This window comes from Sporomusa malonica (assembly GCF_900176355.1).
Taxonomy (GTDB): Bacteria; Bacillota; Negativicutes; order Sporomusales; family Sporomusaceae; genus Sporomusa; species Sporomusa malonica.
In genome coordinates this window covers 148,098-163,396 of the sequence record NZ_FWXI01000005.1, presented here as the reverse complement: position 1 = coordinate 163,396, position 15,299 = coordinate 148,098, and the positions used below count along the sequence as shown (strand labels likewise).

Genomic DNA, 15,299 nt, shown 5'->3' with positions numbered 1-15,299 from the left:
TAGGTCAACTAAATTATAAAGAAAACCGCCGCTATTTCAGCTTTAGCTAAATGGCGGCGGTTTTAGATTTGAAACGTTGGCGCAAAGGGTTTATAATAAATAAGGTGAATATACCAAAGACTACCAAGCAGGAGGCTGTTATGAAAATAGTTATGGCCGAGCACCGGGGGTTTTGCTATGGAGTAAAGCGAGCTGTCGATATGGCCTTGGCTTCAACTAATGCAAATTGCCCGGTCCATACTCTAGGCCCGATTATCCATAATCCGCAGATGGTAAGCCACCTGAAAGCGCAGGGTATCGATACTGCTAACAAACTGGATGAGATACCGGCAGGCAGAGTCATCATCAGGTCACACGGTGTTGGCCCTGAAGTATATCATCAGGCTGAAACCCAACAGTTGGAAGTGGTCGATGCCACATGTCCACATGTAAAAAAGGCCCAGCAGGCCGCTCATGCGCTTTTGACAGTCGGCTATCAGGTAGTTATTGTCGGCGAACAGCACCATCCAGAAGTCCAAAGTATTATTGCCTGGACAAATCATAAGGCTCAAGTGGTGGAAACGCCAGCTGAGGCAGAGGCGCTGCCATATTACCCGCGAATCGGGGTAGTAGCTCAGACAACGTTTGCCGCTAAGGAGTTTGAGGCTATCGTTACAGTTGTAAAGACCAAATGTGAAGAATTAAAAATTGAACGCACTATCTGCACGGCAACAGATCTTAGGCAGCAGGCAGCTATCGATTTAGCGAAAAAGGTGGATATCATTATTATAGTTGGCGGCAAAAGCAGTGCCAACACCGCCCGGCTCGCCAGTGTCTGCCGTGAGGCCGGCTCACTGGCTTATCATATTGAATCAGCCAATGAGTTAAAACCTGAATGGTTTACGGGTGTACAAGTTGCAGGGATTACAGCTGGTGCGTCAACGCCCGATTGGGTGATTGAGGAGGTATATAAAAAAATGGAAGAAATGAATGTAACTGATGTTGTTAAATTGGAGGCTGGCAGTATTGTAAAAGGTACGGTTGTTGGCGTCCGTCATGATGAAGTGTTCGTAGATATCGGCTACAAGTCTGAAGGCGTTATTCCGCTAGCTGAACTGGCATATCCAACACCGGAAACGGCCGCAGACGTTGTTAGTATCGGACAGATCATTGAGGTATTGGTGCTTGATGCTGATAGTACTGACGGCCAGGTCAAACTATCAATGGTGCAAGCTGATAAAATAACTGCCTGGGATAAACTTGAGCAGGCCTTTGCCACTAAACAGCCAGTAGATGCCCAAATTACTGAAGTTGTTAAAGGCGGTGTGGTTGCTGCCGTTTTGGGTGTGCGCGGCTTTATTCCAGCCTCACAGGTTGAACTTAGATTTGTTGAAGATTTACAACCATTTGTCGGACAAACTGTTCAGGCAGTGCCTATTGAAATCGACAGGGAAAAACAAAAGGCCGTTCTTTCCCGCAGACAAGTGTTAGCACAGGAAAAAGAAGTCAAAGAGAAAGAACTATTTACTAAAATAGCAGCGGGGCAGACGCTTACCGGTAAAGTAAGCCGCCTGGCTAACTTTGGCGCTTTTGTCGATGTAGGCGGCATTGACGGGCTTGTTCATATTTCTGATTTATCCTGGCAGCGTATCAAAACACCTCAGGAAGTTGTCAATGTTGGCGATGAAGTGACTGTCGTTGTGCTCAAGGTTGACCCTGAAGCAAAAAAATTGTCGCTCAGCCTAAAAGACGTTGAACGCGACCCATGGTATACAACGATTGACAGCCTGACAGTAGGTGCGGTCATGACTGGCACGGTTAGTAAGATTGCCAAGTTTGGTGCGTTTATTGAACTCAAAAAAGGCATTGAAGGGTTGGTACATATCTCTGAAATGGCGGAGCGGCGGGTAGCTAATCCTGAGGAAGTTGTAAGCACCGGACAAGAAGTGGCTGTTAAGGTGCTTAGCATTGATAAAGAAAGCAAACGGATTGGGCTTAGCATGGTGCAGGCCGCACAAGATAAGGAGCGGGCCGAATTCAGCGATTATCTCACCACGCAGGCTCCGCCATCTGGAGTTACGCTTGGCGATAAGTTCGGCCATTTATTTAAACGGGAGGACTAGCAAGTCGCATGATACGGCAGTCACGTAAACTGGAACATTTAAAGTATTCCATACTCTTAGGCGATGGCCCGGCGGCTGCCGGATTTACAGATTTTCATCTGGTGCATAATTGCCTGCCAGATTTGGCATGGCGGGATATTGACATCAGTACGTCAGTCGCAGGCATAACGTTGCCGCAGCCAGTTATCATTAATGCAATCACCGGTGGTGCAGCCGATGTCACACAGGTCAACCGGGAGCTAGCTGAATTCGCTCGTCTTACAGGGGTGTCCATGGCGGTGGGGTCGCAGTATTCTGCCATTGAGAACCCGGCAGCGGCTGAATCGTATAAAGTTGTACGCAAAACTAATCCTAACGGTGTGGTATTTGCAAATTTAGGCGCATATGCTGCCCCAGATGCTGCTTGCTACGCTGTAGAGATGATTGGTGCCCAAGCCATTCAGATTCACCTCAACGCCGGACAGGAAATCATTATGAGTGAAGGTGACCGTGATTTTAGCGGGTATCTGTCTAAAATTGAAGCCATTGTAAAAAAAGTTAACGTGCCAGTTATTGTTAAAGAAGTGGGGTGCGGCATTGCTCGTGAACAAGCGGAGGCACTGGCCGGTATTGGTGTCAAGGCCATTGATGTAGGCGGCACTGGCGGTACCAACTTCCTGGCGATCGAAGCGGCCCGTGGGCGAATAAACCTGGATGAGGAAATGATCGCCTGGGGGATTCCTACCGCAATTGCGGCGGTAGAAGTAGTGGCTGCAACTGCTCCTGCCGTTGATGTGGTCTTGTCAGGCGGCGTCAGGACACCGCTTGATGTTGTCAAGGCGCTTTCTATTGGTGGCGCGGCCACGGGGATTGCTGGTCCAGTGCTAAAAACGCTCAGGCGTAAGGGATTGGACGGCACGGTCCGCTGGTATGAGAATTTTGCTACAGATATACGGCGCTTTATGCTCCTTGTGGGCGCACAAAACATCAATGATCTACGGTCTACACCTATAGTTGTTACCGGCTTTAGCCGAGAGTGGTTATCTGCAAGGGGAATTGACACTGAGCAATTTGCAAAGCGTAAAAAAACACGGTAAAAGCATGGCCAACTGGCCATGCTTTTTGCATTAATAAGCCGACAACAGTACAAACTAGGATTAATACGTCAACATTACAAGGCTATGAGGTGAGACAACATGATGAATATGCCGCTAGGAATGATTTTGCTTTTAGTTGTCAGCGTGCTGGTTTATTTCGGGTTAGCTCAGCGAATTTTAGACCGCATGCGGATGACTGATAAACAAGCGCTGATGTTTATTGCCGGTATTGTTGTCGGCAGTTTTATCGACATTCCCATAATGCGTTCCCCTATGGAAATTACCATCAATGTCGGCGGCGCGGTGCTTCCTATTTTGCTCAGTATCTACCTAATTGCCAAAGCCGATGAAACTGCCGAAAGAGTACGAGCCGTTGTTGCAGCAGTACTTGTTGCAGGCGCAGTATCGCTAGGATCGCGTTATTTGCCTTACGAACCGGAAAACATGTTTCTTGATCCCAAACTTATCTATGGGGTATCGGCAGGTCTTATTGCCTATCTTGCTGGCCGTTCTCGGCGCAGTGCTTTTATCGGCGGTGTACTGGGCATTGTTCTCAGCGATATAATCCATATTGTTACCCTTTCTGGCTTAGGCATTCCAGGCACTACCGCAATTGGTGGAGCAGGAGCATTTGACGTTACTATTATTGCCGGTATAGTAGCTGTAATGATAGCCGAACTGGTCGGTGAGACCAGAGAAAAACTGCAAGGCGGTCCGGTATTAGGGCCTAATCGACCCGAAGGATTATATGAGTTTAGTAAAGAACTGCATCCCAAAGAAAAACAACAAGCAGGGCAACAAACGCCGAAGCAGACAGGAGCTAATACTAACACCTCTGATAATGGGGGTGAAAACAATGAAAAGTAGGCTCCTGGTAACTATCCTCGTGGGCTTGCTCCTAGTTACGACCAACATTCTTGTTTTAGCCAACGAGCGTAATGACGGAAGTTATTCAACAATCGTTGATGAAGGTGGCAATACCGTTTACATGACAGGATGGCGTGTACAAGCAGGCGATCAGGTGATTACCGAGAATAACCGTCGATATGAAGTCGTACGCGTGGATGGTGACACCGCTCATGCCAAATTTATTGGCGAAGTTAATCTTTCCTTATACTACCAAGATGCAGACAAAAGCGTACTGGCTAGGTTAAGAGGGTTGCTTGAACCAACTATCGCCAGGGCTGAAGGCGGTGGAAAAGTAGCAATCTACCATACTCACTCTGACGAATCATATGTACCGACTGACGGCAAAGAGAGTATTCTCGGCGCTGGTGGCATTTACAAAGTAGGTGCTAAATTTTCTGAATCACTCAAAAGCAAGGGCATTAATGTGGCTTTTTCTGAAGCAAAACATGATCCCCATGACGATATGGCCTATGAACGTTCGCGCCGTACGGCGCTTAACCTAATCAAAAAAGAGCAGCCAGATGCTGTTTTCGATCTTCACCGTGATGCTGTGCCGCCACAAGTGTATAAAGGCAACATTGACGGTCAAGATGTCAGTAAAATTCAACTCGTCGTTGGAAAGTACGGACCTACCGGCAAGCAAATCGAAGATTACGCCATACAAATTAAAGCAGCATCAGATAAAAAGCATCCAGGCCTGGTAAAGGGTATTTTCTTTGCCAAAGGCGGTGACTATAACCAGGATTTACACCCGCGTTCCATGTTGCTGGAAGTAGGTGCTCATACCAATGATCGCGAATCGGCTGAAAAGGGGATTGCGCTATTCTCCGATGTTGTGCCAACAGTTTTAGGCAAATCCAGCGCTCCTACAGGTCCTAATGCCGCAGGAACCACTGGGGCGGACGGTAATACCGGGCTGGGCTCGGCGGCTGGCGGTGCATCAGGTGCTACCAAATCTATGGGTTGGATTGTAGGGCTCTTGATTGTAGGCACTGCGGCGTTCTTATTCCTAAGTACCGGCAGCATGAAAGAAGCCGGTGCCAAACTTAAGAACTTTGCTTCCACTGAATTTGCCAACTTCCTTGGTCCTAAGACCAGAAAGCGTCGTAAAAATCCATCAGATTCTGAGCAGTCTGAAAAACAGGACGATAACAAGTAATGCGCATCAGGCAGGCTTATGTCCTGCCTTTTCTTATTTATTTTGTCGTTTAACAAAACACTTTGCAGGAAAATATAGCTACTAACGGAATATTAAAGGAAGGGGGGAATACTTTGACATATAAAGCGATTATAACAAATGTTAAACCAGATAGTATCGGCGCTGAAATAGGCCTCGCTCCCGGCGACCAGCTGCTAGAGGTAAACGGAGAAGCTGTTCAAGATATTATTGACCTCAGCTTTGCGCTGGCCGAGGAAGATGTTGAGTTGTTGGTTGAACGGAGTTCGGGGGAACAGGAACTAATTACTCTGGAGAAAGAGTATGACGAGGATCTGGGGCTGGAGTTTGAAAGCGCGGTATTTGATAAAGTACGGCAGTGTGCCAATAAATGTATTTTTTGCTTTGTTGACCAGATGCCAATCGGCATGCGAGATAGCCTGTATATCAAAGACGACGATTATCGTTTGTCCTTTTTGTACGGCAATTTTGTTACACTGACTAATTTGGGGCATCAGGACCTCAGCCGTATTGCCCGATTGCACTTGTCGCCACTATATGTCTCAGTTCATACCACAAATGGTGAGCTTAGGGAAAGAATGTTGGGCGGTAAACAGGCAGGCAAGATTATGGAGCAACTTAGCAAGCTGGTAGATAAAGGCATTGATGTGCACACTCAAGTTGTCTTATGTCCAGGATTTAACGATGGTAAGGAACTTGAAAGAACCATCAGCGATTTATACGGCATGTATCCTTCTGTTCTCTCGCTAGCCATCGTACCTGTTGGACTTACCCGCTACCGTGATAACTGCCACCCATTGACTACGTTTACCAGTGAAAAGGCTGACCAAGTGATTAAATTAGTTCATGCATGGCAAGAAAAATGCCGCAAAGAGAATCAGGAATCCTTTGTGTATCTGGCTGATGAGTTTTATTTGGCAGCTGGTCAGGAGATTCCCAGTTATGAACTTTATGACAGCTTTCCACAGCTAGAAAATGGTGTTGGCATTGTCCGGAGTTTCCTGGCAGAATGGGAGGAGCAACCAGTCGTTGAGATGGGTTATGATGAGCAGCATTATATAGATGTTGTCTGTGGCGTATCAGCCGAAAAGATTTTAACACCGCTGCTGTCCAAATTGTCTCTACCCAATCTTAAAGTACGGGTAGTTGCTGTAGAAAACAAGTTTTTTGGTCATAATGTGACAGTCACCGGTCTCTTGACTGGCGGTGATATTATTGAGAACTTGCAGCAGCTTCCTGGTTCTCGTAGCGGTATTATTATACCAGGCGTGGCGCTCAGAAAAGGTGAACACGTTTTTCTTGATAATACCACACCGGAAATAATAGCCGCCAAGCTGGGCGTACCGGTACGTACTGCCTACTTTGCCAAAGATTTAAAGGAATTGCTTTGCGCGTGGCGGTAATTAAAAATAACCGTGAGGGGGCTATAATGTGGGAAAGCATGATAACTTTGGCTTAATCCAAGTATATACAGGCAACGGTAAAGGAAAAACTACTGCTAGCCTGGGTCTAGCCTTTCGTGCCTCCGGACATGAGTTCAATGTATGCATGATTCAGTTTATGAAAAAGAATGATGAGTACGGCGAGGTAAAGGCGGCCCTCAAAATTCCAAACTTTAAGCTTATTCAGGTCGGACGCGAGGCATTTGTTGACCTGAAAAATCCTGAGAGCATTGATTACAAACTGGCTGAGGAAGGCTGGGAACTAGCCAAGTCGGTCATACTGTCAGGGCAGTATAATATTGTTATTTTAGATGAAGTCAATGTCACTATGGCGGCAAAATTATTGGATGCTTCTGTTGTGGCCGCCTTTTTAGCTGAGAAGAAGAATAATACAGAGGTTGTTTTGACAGGCCGCTATGCTCCGCCTGAGATAACAGCCATTGCACACCTAGTTACCGAGATGCATGATATTAAACATCCATTTTCTATTGGCGTCCCAGCACGTCAGGGAATCGATTTTTAGAAAGATACAAGGTGGTATTCGATGAGTAAACCAATTGTTGCAATTGTTGGCCGTCCTAATGTCGGCAAATCGACCATATTCAATTATATAGGCAGAAACCGTTTATCGATTGTTGAAGATATGCCAGGCGTTACCCGTGACCGCATCTATATGGATGCTGAATGGCTGGGTCGTAATTTTACTATGATTGATACCGGTGGTATTGAGTTTGAAAGCAATGATAAAATCTACACAGCCATGCGTAATCAGGCAAAGTTGGCTATTGACGAGGCTGATGCCATCATGTTTGTTGTTGATGGTAAAGCTGGACTGACCGCAGGGGACGACGAAGTGGCTACTATTTTGCGCAATACCAGAAAGCCTGTGCTGCTGGTAGTAAACAAAGTTGACAACATGAAAAACGAAGCCGATATCTACGAGTTTTATAATCTAGGTCTAGGCGACCCGATTGCCATTTCTGCTACCAATGCGCTGAATCTCGGTGATATGCTTGACCTGCTAATCGAAAGCCTGCCTGAAGAACAGGTTGAACCTGAGGCCAACGATCAGATTAAGGTGGCCGTGATTGGCCGTCCTAATGTCGGCAAGTCTTCGCTGGTAAATTCTATTATTGGCGAGGAACGGGTCATTGTCAGCGACATACCCGGTACAACCCGCGATGCCATCGATACCCATTTTACTAAAGACGGGCAAACTTACGTCATGATTGATACAGCCGGGATGCGGCGCAAAGCCAAAGTTGACATGCCGGTTGAGCGATACAGTGTTATCCGCTCACTTCGGGCTGTTGACCGCTCGGATGTTGTTCTTATGGTTATTAACGCCGAAGAAGGCGTGACAGAACAAGATAAAAAAATTGCCGGCTATGCACACGAGGCTGGTAAAGGCAGCGTTATTGTCGTTAACAAATGGGATCTGATTGATAAAGACGGTAAAACCTCGCTCAAATTTACCGAAACCATTCGCGAAGAATTAGGCTTTATGCAGTATGCGCCGGTTTTGTTTACTTCAGCGCTCACCAAACAGCGCATTCACCGGGTAACCGAGCTTGTCAAATATGTGGCAGACCAACACGCTATGAGAGTAGCAACAAGTGTACTAAACCAAGTTATTGAAGACGCTACAGCCATCAATCCGCCACCTTCAGACCGTGGTCGAAGGCTCAAAATCTATTTTACTACCCAGCCTGATGTCAAGCCGCCTACCTTTATTTTCTTTGTTAATGACCCTGAGATCATGCATTTCTCTTACTTGAGATTTTTAGAAAACAGATTAAGAGAATCCTTTGGCTTCGAAGGGACTCCACTCAAACTGGTTGTTCGCGGACGTAAAGAAAAAGATGAGTAAACTGATTCAGTGAGTGGGGGAGTGGGAGAATGGAGTATGTGCTGGTTATTATCACCAGCTACCTAATTGGTTCAATTCCTAATGGCCTGATCATCGGACAGTACTTCTATAAGGTTGATTTAAGGCAATTTGGCAGTAAAAATATTGGGGCAACCAACGCCTACAGGACACTAGGCCCCCGGCCAGCCTTCTGGGTATTTTTAACAGATGCCCTTAAGGGCGTAGCCGGGGTGCTCTTAGGCCAATATATTGCCGGAACAGCGTTGGCCGAATTAGCCGGAGGAATTGGGGCTATCGCCGGCCATAACTGGTCAGCATTCTTGAAGTTCAAAGGTGGGAGGGGTGTGGCGACCGGCCTGGGCGTTATTGCAATGATTGCCCCTAAAGTGACACTCATTGTTTTCGGTGTATGGGCAATTATTGTGTATTTTACGCGCTATGTTTCACTGGCCTCAATCGTGGCAGCCGCCTTGGTTCCAATCAGTATGTGGCTACTCCACGCCAGGCAGGAATTTTTTTATTTTGGTATATTGGCTGCCTTGTTTGTTATCGTGAGGCACCGTCCGAACATTGAGCGCCTTTTAAAAGGGGATGAGCCAAAAATCAAGGCCGGAGGCACACCTGAATCCGGCCCCGAGAAAGAGAAGTGACAGTTACTAAATGCAGATAGCAGTCATTGGCGCTGGCAGTTGGGGTACCGCCCTGGCCGCCGTTTTAGGCCAGAAACACCCTTCAGTTGCATTATGGGTGAGATCGCCAGGCCTGTCCGAACAAATCAAGACAACCCGCGAAAACGTAAACTACTTGCCTGGTTGTAAATTGCCGCAGTCTGTTACCGTTACTCACAAGCTCGGCGAGGCCGCCAATGGTGCACCGTTAATTGTGCTGGCAACCCCATCTCATGCAATACGGCAAACAGCGGCAGAGCTAGCGCCATATATCAGGGCTAATAGTGTCATTGTGAGCGCTGCCAAAGGCTTGGAATTAGCCAGTGTTAAACGCATGTCCGTGGTTATTGCTGAGGAATTGCCGGTAATCGCCGGTCAAATAGCCGTACTTTCTGGTCCCAATCATGCCGAAGAAGTGGCATTAGGCCATCCGACAGCCACTGTAGCTGCAGCAACGTCGCGCAAAGTAGCCGAATATGTTCAGGATACGTTTATGCTGCCGTATTTCCGTGTCTACACCAATCCTGATATTAACGGCGTAGAACTGGCAGGTGCGCTGAAAAATATTATTGCGCTTGGCGCTGGTATTGCCGATGGGTTAGGTTTCGGTGACAATGCCAAGTCAGCACTTATGACACGCGGACTGGCTGAAATTGCTCGTCTGGGAATAGCGATGGGCGCCAACCCGCTAACTTTTGCAGGGTTAGCGGGTATTGGCGACTTAATTGCCACATGCACCAGTGTACACAGCCGCAACCGACGGGCTGGGATTATGCTGGCGGCAGGTAAAACAGTAGATGAAATCCAGGTTGAGACATCCATGGTAGTGGAAGGCATCCGGGCTACCAAAGCGGCCTATCAGTTGGCTGCCAACTATGATGTTGATATGCCGATAACTAGCGAAATCTACCAAGTATTACATCAAAATAAGTCTCCTAAAGACGCCGTCCTTGAATTGATGACCCGAAGCCGCACCCATGAGGTTGAGGAAGTTGCCCTTAACAATTTGCACTGGAATTAAATAAACTTGGCATAAAATGGTATGGTGACTAATAAAGTAAGATATACTTACTTTTTAGTTACCATGCTTTTTTTATTGTAATATTTGGAGTGGCCTGTCATATATTTATTAATGACAATTATCGTAATCAGGGAGGGAGACGCCAGATGGAAAAATTCGACCTGTTTAGAGATATCGCCGAGCGGACTGGTGGAGATATTTATATTGGTGTAGTCGGGCCGGTCCGTACTGGTAAATCTACGTTTATCAAACGCTTTATGGAGACCATGGTACTGCCTAATATCGCCGATCCATATGACAAAGAACGTGCTAAAGATGAGCTGCCACAAAGCGCTGGCGGTAAGACTATCATGACAACTGAACCTAAGTTTATTCCCAATGAAGCCGTGGAGATCAATGTTAAAGACAATGTTAATGTTAGAGTGCGAGTAGTAGACTGCGTCGGTTACACTGTAGAAGGCGCACTGGGATATGAAGAAGAACAAGGTCCCCGCATGGTACTCACACCCTGGTTCGAAAATGAAATCCCTTTCCAGGAAGCAGCAGAAGTGGGCACACGCAAAGTTATTGCCGAGCATTCAACCATTGGTTTGGTTATCACAACTGATGGCTCAGTGACCGACCTGTCTCGTGATAAATACATACCGGCTGAAGAACGGGTTATCAATGAACTCAAGGAGTTGCAAAAGCCATTTCTGGTCATTCTAAATACTGGTAAGCCAAATTCCAAAGAGACGCGGGAACTTGTAGCCAAACTAGAGGGCACGTACGATGTACCGGTTATTCCGGTTGACTGCGCCCAACTGTCCCACGACGATATCTATGGTATTTTACAGGAAGTACTGTACGAATTCCCTGTAAAAGAAGTCAATATTACACTGCCGAAGTGGGTAGAAGAGCTGGATAAAGACCACTGGTTGCGCCAAAAATTCGAAGCCGCTGTTAGTGATGTTGTTCAATACATCCGCCGCTTGCGGGATATTGACAGGGCCATTGATGATTTGTCTGGTTATGATTTTGTCGCTGACGTTATTCTCCATGATATGGACCTTGGCAGCGGTATTGCTGTTATCGAAATGACAGCCCGTGGAGACCTGTTCTATAGTGTCCTAGAAGAGCTAACAGGATTTACCATTGCCGGCGAACATCACCTTTTGCGGCTGATGAAGGATTTGTCTGTGGCTAAACGGCAATATGACAAAATATCGGCCGCTCTTGAAGATGTTGAACAAACCGGCTATGGTATCGTGCCGCCGCAGCTTGACGAAATGATTCTAGAAGAGCCGGAAATTATCCGTACCGGCAACCGTTTTGGTGTAAAACTCAAGGCTTCAGCGCCGTCCTTACATATTATCCGAACTGACGTTCAAGCTGAGATCTCGCCGATTATTGGTACTGAAAAGCAAAGCGAAGAACTAATTCAATATCTCATGCGCGAATTTGAAGGCGAACCAGAAAAAATCTGGCGAACTAACCTGTTTGGTAAATCTTTGAATGAACTTGTCCGTGAAGGCATTCAGAATAAATTAACAAGTATGCCTGAAAATGCACAAATGAAACTGAAAGATACACTCCAAAAAATCGTTAACGATGGTAGCGGCGGATTAATATGTATCATTTTTTGATAAAAACAACATTATGTAGTAGTTTTGAGGTCAGTCTGTAAAGGACTGACTAATTTTTTTGTATTTTTACTTGTAATTCCAGGCAAAGTGATGTTATAATGTCTACCATATACAGATATCCATCCGCAACAGCAGTACCGAGGAGGGGAAACATGGTTACAGGCCAAAAAGCTGTTTTTTATTTAGTTAGGGAAGAAATTTTACCTGAAGCTATTAAAAAAACTATTAAAGTAAAAGAACTATTAAAACGCGGTGAAGCAAGAACAATTAATGAAGCTGTAGAAAAAATGGAATTAAGCCGTAGCGCCTATTATAAATATAAGGACTATGTTTTTCCGTTTTATGAAGCCAGTAAAGAAAAAATTGTTACACTTGCTTTACTGCTTGAACACAAATCAGGAGTACTGTCCCGTGTATTAAATACTATCGCCAATGAGCGTGGTAGCGTACTGACAATTAATCAAGGAATTCCGCTTCAGGGAGTTGCCAACGCCACTATATCAATCGAAACAGCCGATTTGGCAATCGATTTAGAAGCTATGCTTGACAAACTAAGAATGGTGGATGGAGTAAAAAGGTTGGAAGTTCTGGGTCAGGCTTAGGAGGGAAAACTATGAGTGCCATCAATATTGCCCTATTGGGAATGGGAACTGTGGGTACCGGTGTTGTTAAAATATTAGCCAATAATGCCCACAATATCGAACAAAAAGTGGGCGCTCCGGTAGTTATTAAAAAGATACTTGTTAGAAATCCTGGCAAAGTTAGAAATGCTCCAACCGACGCCAAGATAGTTACAGATATTGATGAAATCCTGAATGATCCTGACATAAAGATTGTCGCCGAAGTTATGGGTGGTGAAATGCCCTCGAAGGATTATATGTTGGCTGCGCTGAAAGCTGGTAAACATGTAGTGACTGCCAATAAAGATGTTGTAGCCAAATACGGTCGTGAGCTATTTGAAGCTGCCGAAGCAAACCATACTGATTTTCTTTTTGAAGCCAGTGTGGGTGGGGGTATCCCTATAATCCGTCCACTTAAACAGTGTCTAGCAGCTAATCAGATTACTGAAATTATGGGCATTGTTAACGGGACCACTAACTATATGCTCACTAAGATGACCAACGAAAAGATGGACTATGCTGACGTATTAGCTGAAGCTCAGGCCAAAGGTTATGCTGAGTCTGATCCAACAGCCGATGTCGGTGGTTTTGACGCAGCCCGTAAGATTGCCATTCTGGCGTCAATTGCGTTTGGCGCCAGAATTACGCTAGATGATGTCAACGTTGAGGGTATAACAAATATCGCCATCGAGGATATTGAATACGCACGGGAATTAGGCTTTAACATTAAGCTGCTGGCTATTGCCAAGCAAGACGACTGCGGCATTAATGTCCGGGTGCATCCGGCTTTCCTGCCGACCAGCCATCCGTTAGCTTCAGTAAACGATGTGTTTAATGCTATATTTGTCAAAGGTGATGCTGTGGGTGAGACAATGTTCTACGGCCGCGGCGCTGGCGAATTGCCGACAGCCAGCGCCGTTACTGCTGATATTATTGATGTAGCTCGCGACATTCGTCACAATGTCAGTAGCCGAATTTTGTGCACCTGCTTTGATCATAAACATATTTATCCTGTCAGTAAGACCGAGTCACCATACTATATTAGACTGCTTGTCGAGGATAAGCCCGGCGTATTGGCAGCCATTGCCGGTGCATTTGGAGCTCAGCAAGTCAGCCTGCATTCCGTTATTCAAAAACGTAAAGTAGAACGTTCTACCGAGCTTGTCCTTATCACCTACCGGGTATCTGATGAAAATATCCGTCTGGCCATGAACACCTTGCTTGGCATGTCGGTAGTAAGTAAAGTAGGAAATGTAATTAGAGTAGAAGCAGAACAAATCTCATAGGTCAAAAGGTGGAGATACCATGGCAAACACCGTAAAAATCCGCGTGCCGGGAACAACCGCCAATTGCGGCCCGGGGTTTGATGCGGTCGGTATAGCATGTACAATATATAACGACCTAGAACTTACTTTAAGTGATCAAGGCGGGATATCACTGGAGGTAGCCGGTGAGGGCGCTGGGGCAATACCGGCTGATGCATCTAATGTTGTGGTTAAGGCAATTCAAATGGTGTTAACCAAAACTGGTTATCCGGCTAACGGCATTAAACTTAACATGGTCAACAATATTCCGCTGGCGCGGGGGCTAGGGAGTAGCGCGGCTGCTATAGTCGGCGGGCTAGTGGCGGCCAATGAGCTTACTGGCAATCGACTTACCAAAGAAGAAATTTTAGATATGGCGACAGCCATTGAAGGCCATCCTGACAATGTTGCACCAGCCATCTTTGGCGGTATCACTGTAAGCATTATGGACAGCGGTACTGCTAAATATCTACGCTTCCTGCCACCTAAAAACTTTTCCATGGTGGCTGTAATTCCTGAATTTAACCTGTCCACCAAAGCAGCTCGTAAGGTGCTTCCTGATTCAGTACCCTTTGCAGATGCAGTATTTAATGTCAGTCGTACAGCGCTCTTAATTGGGGCGCTGTGCACTGGCGAGTTAAAGCTGTTACTTCATGCTCTGGAAGATAGGCTGCATCAGCCGTACCGTGAGCAACTTATTCCTGGTATGGCGCAGGTTCTGGCGGCAGCCCGTCAAGCTGGGGCATTGGGCGCAGCGCTGAGCGGCGCTGGACCGTGTCTGTTGGCCTTTACCGCCGATAATTCTGATGAGATAGGGCAGGCAATGGTCAAAGCATTTAACATACATAAGGTGGATGCGAGATATCAACTTTTACAGATTGACACTCAAGGTGCTATAATCGTATAGCTAGATATGCTAATTATACAGTTCCATAAAAAAGAAAACCCTGTTCGCACTTGTAGCGAGTAGGGTTTTCTTTTTTGCATATTTGCTGTTTTTCACGGCACAATATAAAAGAATCACAGCATTAATTCCGTTATGAAAGAAGGTTAGACGTGTGTCCGACCCTTATGCCCGCAAAATGTTTGGTTCCTTTAACCCCTATTATGCCAAACAACCTGTTATTGGCAGGCTAGTAGTTGTTTTGGATGGAGTATACGAAAACCGTGGGCTGGAACTCATTAAGCCTCCTTCGCGTGCGTTACGGCAAACGGAGATTCATGAATTAATTATAACCGATGAAGAAGCCCAGCCTGGAAGCAAAGTCAATAATATTGCTTATGTCGGTTTTTTCGAAATCAACCAGGGCGGGGTCATAGTCGTTGGCGATGAAGTCAAAATCGGTAAAAAAATACTCGGTAAAATTGCAGGGTATGATGAAACGCATATGCCCAATCACCTAAACATTATCATGACAGGCAGCAAAACTACCGGAAAAGAGTTTAGTTTATCTGTTGCGGACGAGGTCACCATTGGTTAGCACC

The 15,299-nt window shown here is 46.0% G+C and carries 14 protein-coding genes; all 14 read left to right on the top strand.

Annotation, left to right across the window (positions count from 1 at the left end):
- Positions 1–140 precede the first annotated feature (140 nt).
- The 14 genes from B9A22_RS07460 (at position 141) to B9A22_RS07395 (ending at position 15,295) form a co-directional block, all read left to right on the top strand.
- The gene (locus B9A22_RS07460; protein ID WP_084575092.1) at positions 141–2,102 is read left to right on the top strand and encodes a bifunctional 4-hydroxy-3-methylbut-2-enyl diphosphate reductase/30S ribosomal protein S1; all 1,962 of its coding nucleotides are present in this window, start codon (positions 141–143) and stop codon (positions 2,100–2,102) included.
- 8 nt (positions 2,103–2,110) lie between these two features.
- Positions 2,111–3,178, top strand: coding sequence for a type 2 isopentenyl-diphosphate Delta-isomerase (fni, locus tag B9A22_RS07455; RefSeq protein WP_245823872.1), 1,068 nt, complete (start codon positions 2,111–2,113; stop codon positions 3,176–3,178).
- A 99-nt stretch (positions 3,179–3,277) separates the two neighbouring features.
- Positions 3,278–4,045, top strand: a complete 768-nt coding sequence (locus B9A22_RS07450) for a DUF1614 domain-containing protein (protein WP_245823870.1) — start codon at positions 3,278–3,280, stop codon at positions 4,043–4,045.
- The gene (spoIIP, locus tag B9A22_RS07445) at positions 4,035–5,246 is read left to right on the top strand and encodes a stage II sporulation protein P (protein ID WP_084575091.1); all 1,212 of its coding nucleotides are present in this window, start codon (positions 4,035–4,037) and stop codon (positions 5,244–5,246) included. The genes B9A22_RS07450 and spoIIP overlap by 11 nt, the downstream gene beginning before the upstream one ends.
- 113 nt (positions 5,247–5,359) lie before the next feature.
- Complete coding sequence (locus B9A22_RS07440) at positions 5,360–6,667, top strand: DUF512 domain-containing protein (protein ID WP_084575090.1); 1,308 nt, start codon at positions 5,360–5,362, stop codon at positions 6,665–6,667.
- A 28-nt stretch (positions 6,668–6,695) separates the two neighbouring features.
- A complete protein-coding gene (locus B9A22_RS07435) occupies positions 6,696–7,229 on the top strand; it encodes a cob(I)yrinic acid a,c-diamide adenosyltransferase (RefSeq protein WP_084575089.1) in 534 nt (177 codons plus the stop codon).
- A gap of 21 nt (positions 7,230–7,250) precedes the next feature.
- On the top strand, positions 7,251–8,576 hold the full coding sequence (der, locus tag B9A22_RS07430; protein ID WP_084575088.1) for a ribosome biogenesis GTPase Der: 1,326 nt from the start codon (positions 7,251–7,253) through the stop codon (positions 8,574–8,576).
- Positions 8,577–8,605: 29 nt separating this feature from the next.
- The gene (gene plsY / locus B9A22_RS07425; protein WP_084575087.1) at positions 8,606–9,226 is read left to right on the top strand and encodes a glycerol-3-phosphate 1-O-acyltransferase PlsY; all 621 of its coding nucleotides are present in this window, start codon (positions 8,606–8,608) and stop codon (positions 9,224–9,226) included.
- 10 nt (positions 9,227–9,236) lie between these two features.
- Positions 9,237–10,265 (top strand): NAD(P)H-dependent glycerol-3-phosphate dehydrogenase, encoded by a 1,029-nt coding sequence (locus B9A22_RS07420; RefSeq protein ID WP_084575086.1) that lies wholly within the window; start codon positions 9,237–9,239, stop codon positions 10,263–10,265.
- A 146-nt stretch (positions 10,266–10,411) separates the two neighbouring features.
- A complete protein-coding gene (spoIVA, locus tag B9A22_RS07415) occupies positions 10,412–11,890 on the top strand; it encodes a stage IV sporulation protein A (RefSeq protein ID WP_084575085.1) in 1,479 nt (492 codons plus the stop codon).
- 152 nt (positions 11,891–12,042) lie between these two features.
- Positions 12,043–12,492 carry an ACT domain-containing protein gene (locus B9A22_RS07410; RefSeq protein ID WP_084575084.1) on the top strand — a complete coding sequence of 150 codons (450 nt, stop codon included), beginning with the start codon at positions 12,043–12,045 and terminating at the stop codon, positions 12,490–12,492.
- Between the two features lie 11 nt (positions 12,493–12,503).
- Positions 12,504–13,796 (top strand): homoserine dehydrogenase, encoded by a 1,293-nt coding sequence (locus B9A22_RS07405; protein ID WP_084575083.1) that lies wholly within the window; start codon positions 12,504–12,506, stop codon positions 13,794–13,796.
- Positions 13,797–13,815: 19 nt separating this feature from the next.
- A complete protein-coding gene (gene thrB, locus B9A22_RS07400) occupies positions 13,816–14,721 on the top strand; it encodes a homoserine kinase (RefSeq protein WP_084575082.1) in 906 nt (301 codons plus the stop codon).
- Between the two features lie 151 nt (positions 14,722–14,872).
- Positions 14,873–15,295 (top strand): DUF6917 domain-containing protein, encoded by a 423-nt coding sequence (locus B9A22_RS07395; RefSeq protein ID WP_084575081.1) that lies wholly within the window; start codon positions 14,873–14,875, stop codon positions 15,293–15,295.
- Positions 15,296–15,299: the final 4 nt, after the last annotated feature.

What these genes read in the sequence shown, in the direction of transcription:
- fni (WP_245823872.1), top strand. Translation starts at nt 2,111, where the DNA reads ATGATACGGCAGTCACGTAAACTGGAACATTTAAAGTATTCCATACTC.
- thrB (WP_084575082.1), top strand. Translation starts at nt 13,816, where the DNA reads ATGGCAAACACCGTAAAAATCCGCGTGCCGGGAACAACCGCCAATTGC.
- B9A22_RS07410 (WP_084575084.1), top strand. Translation starts at nt 12,043, where the DNA reads ATGGTTACAGGCCAAAAAGCTGTTTTTTATTTAGTTAGGGAAGAAATT.
- spoIIP (WP_084575091.1), top strand. Translation starts at nt 4,035, where the DNA reads ATGAAAAGTAGGCTCCTGGTAACTATCCTCGTGGGCTTGCTCCTAGTT.
- plsY (WP_084575087.1), top strand. Translation starts at nt 8,606, where the DNA reads ATGGAGTATGTGCTGGTTATTATCACCAGCTACCTAATTGGTTCAATT.
- spoIVA (WP_084575085.1), top strand. Translation starts at nt 10,412, where the DNA reads ATGGAAAAATTCGACCTGTTTAGAGATATCGCCGAGCGGACTGGTGGA.
- B9A22_RS07405 (WP_084575083.1), top strand. Translation starts at nt 12,504, where the DNA reads ATGAGTGCCATCAATATTGCCCTATTGGGAATGGGAACTGTGGGTACC.
- B9A22_RS07450 (WP_245823870.1), top strand. Translation starts at nt 3,278, where the DNA reads ATGATGAATATGCCGCTAGGAATGATTTTGCTTTTAGTTGTCAGCGTG.
- B9A22_RS07420 (WP_084575086.1), top strand. Translation starts at nt 9,237, where the DNA reads ATGCAGATAGCAGTCATTGGCGCTGGCAGTTGGGGTACCGCCCTGGCC.
- B9A22_RS07460 (WP_084575092.1), top strand. Translation starts at nt 141, where the DNA reads ATGAAAATAGTTATGGCCGAGCACCGGGGGTTTTGCTATGGAGTAAAG.
- der (WP_084575088.1), top strand. Translation starts at nt 7,251, where the DNA reads ATGAGTAAACCAATTGTTGCAATTGTTGGCCGTCCTAATGTCGGCAAA.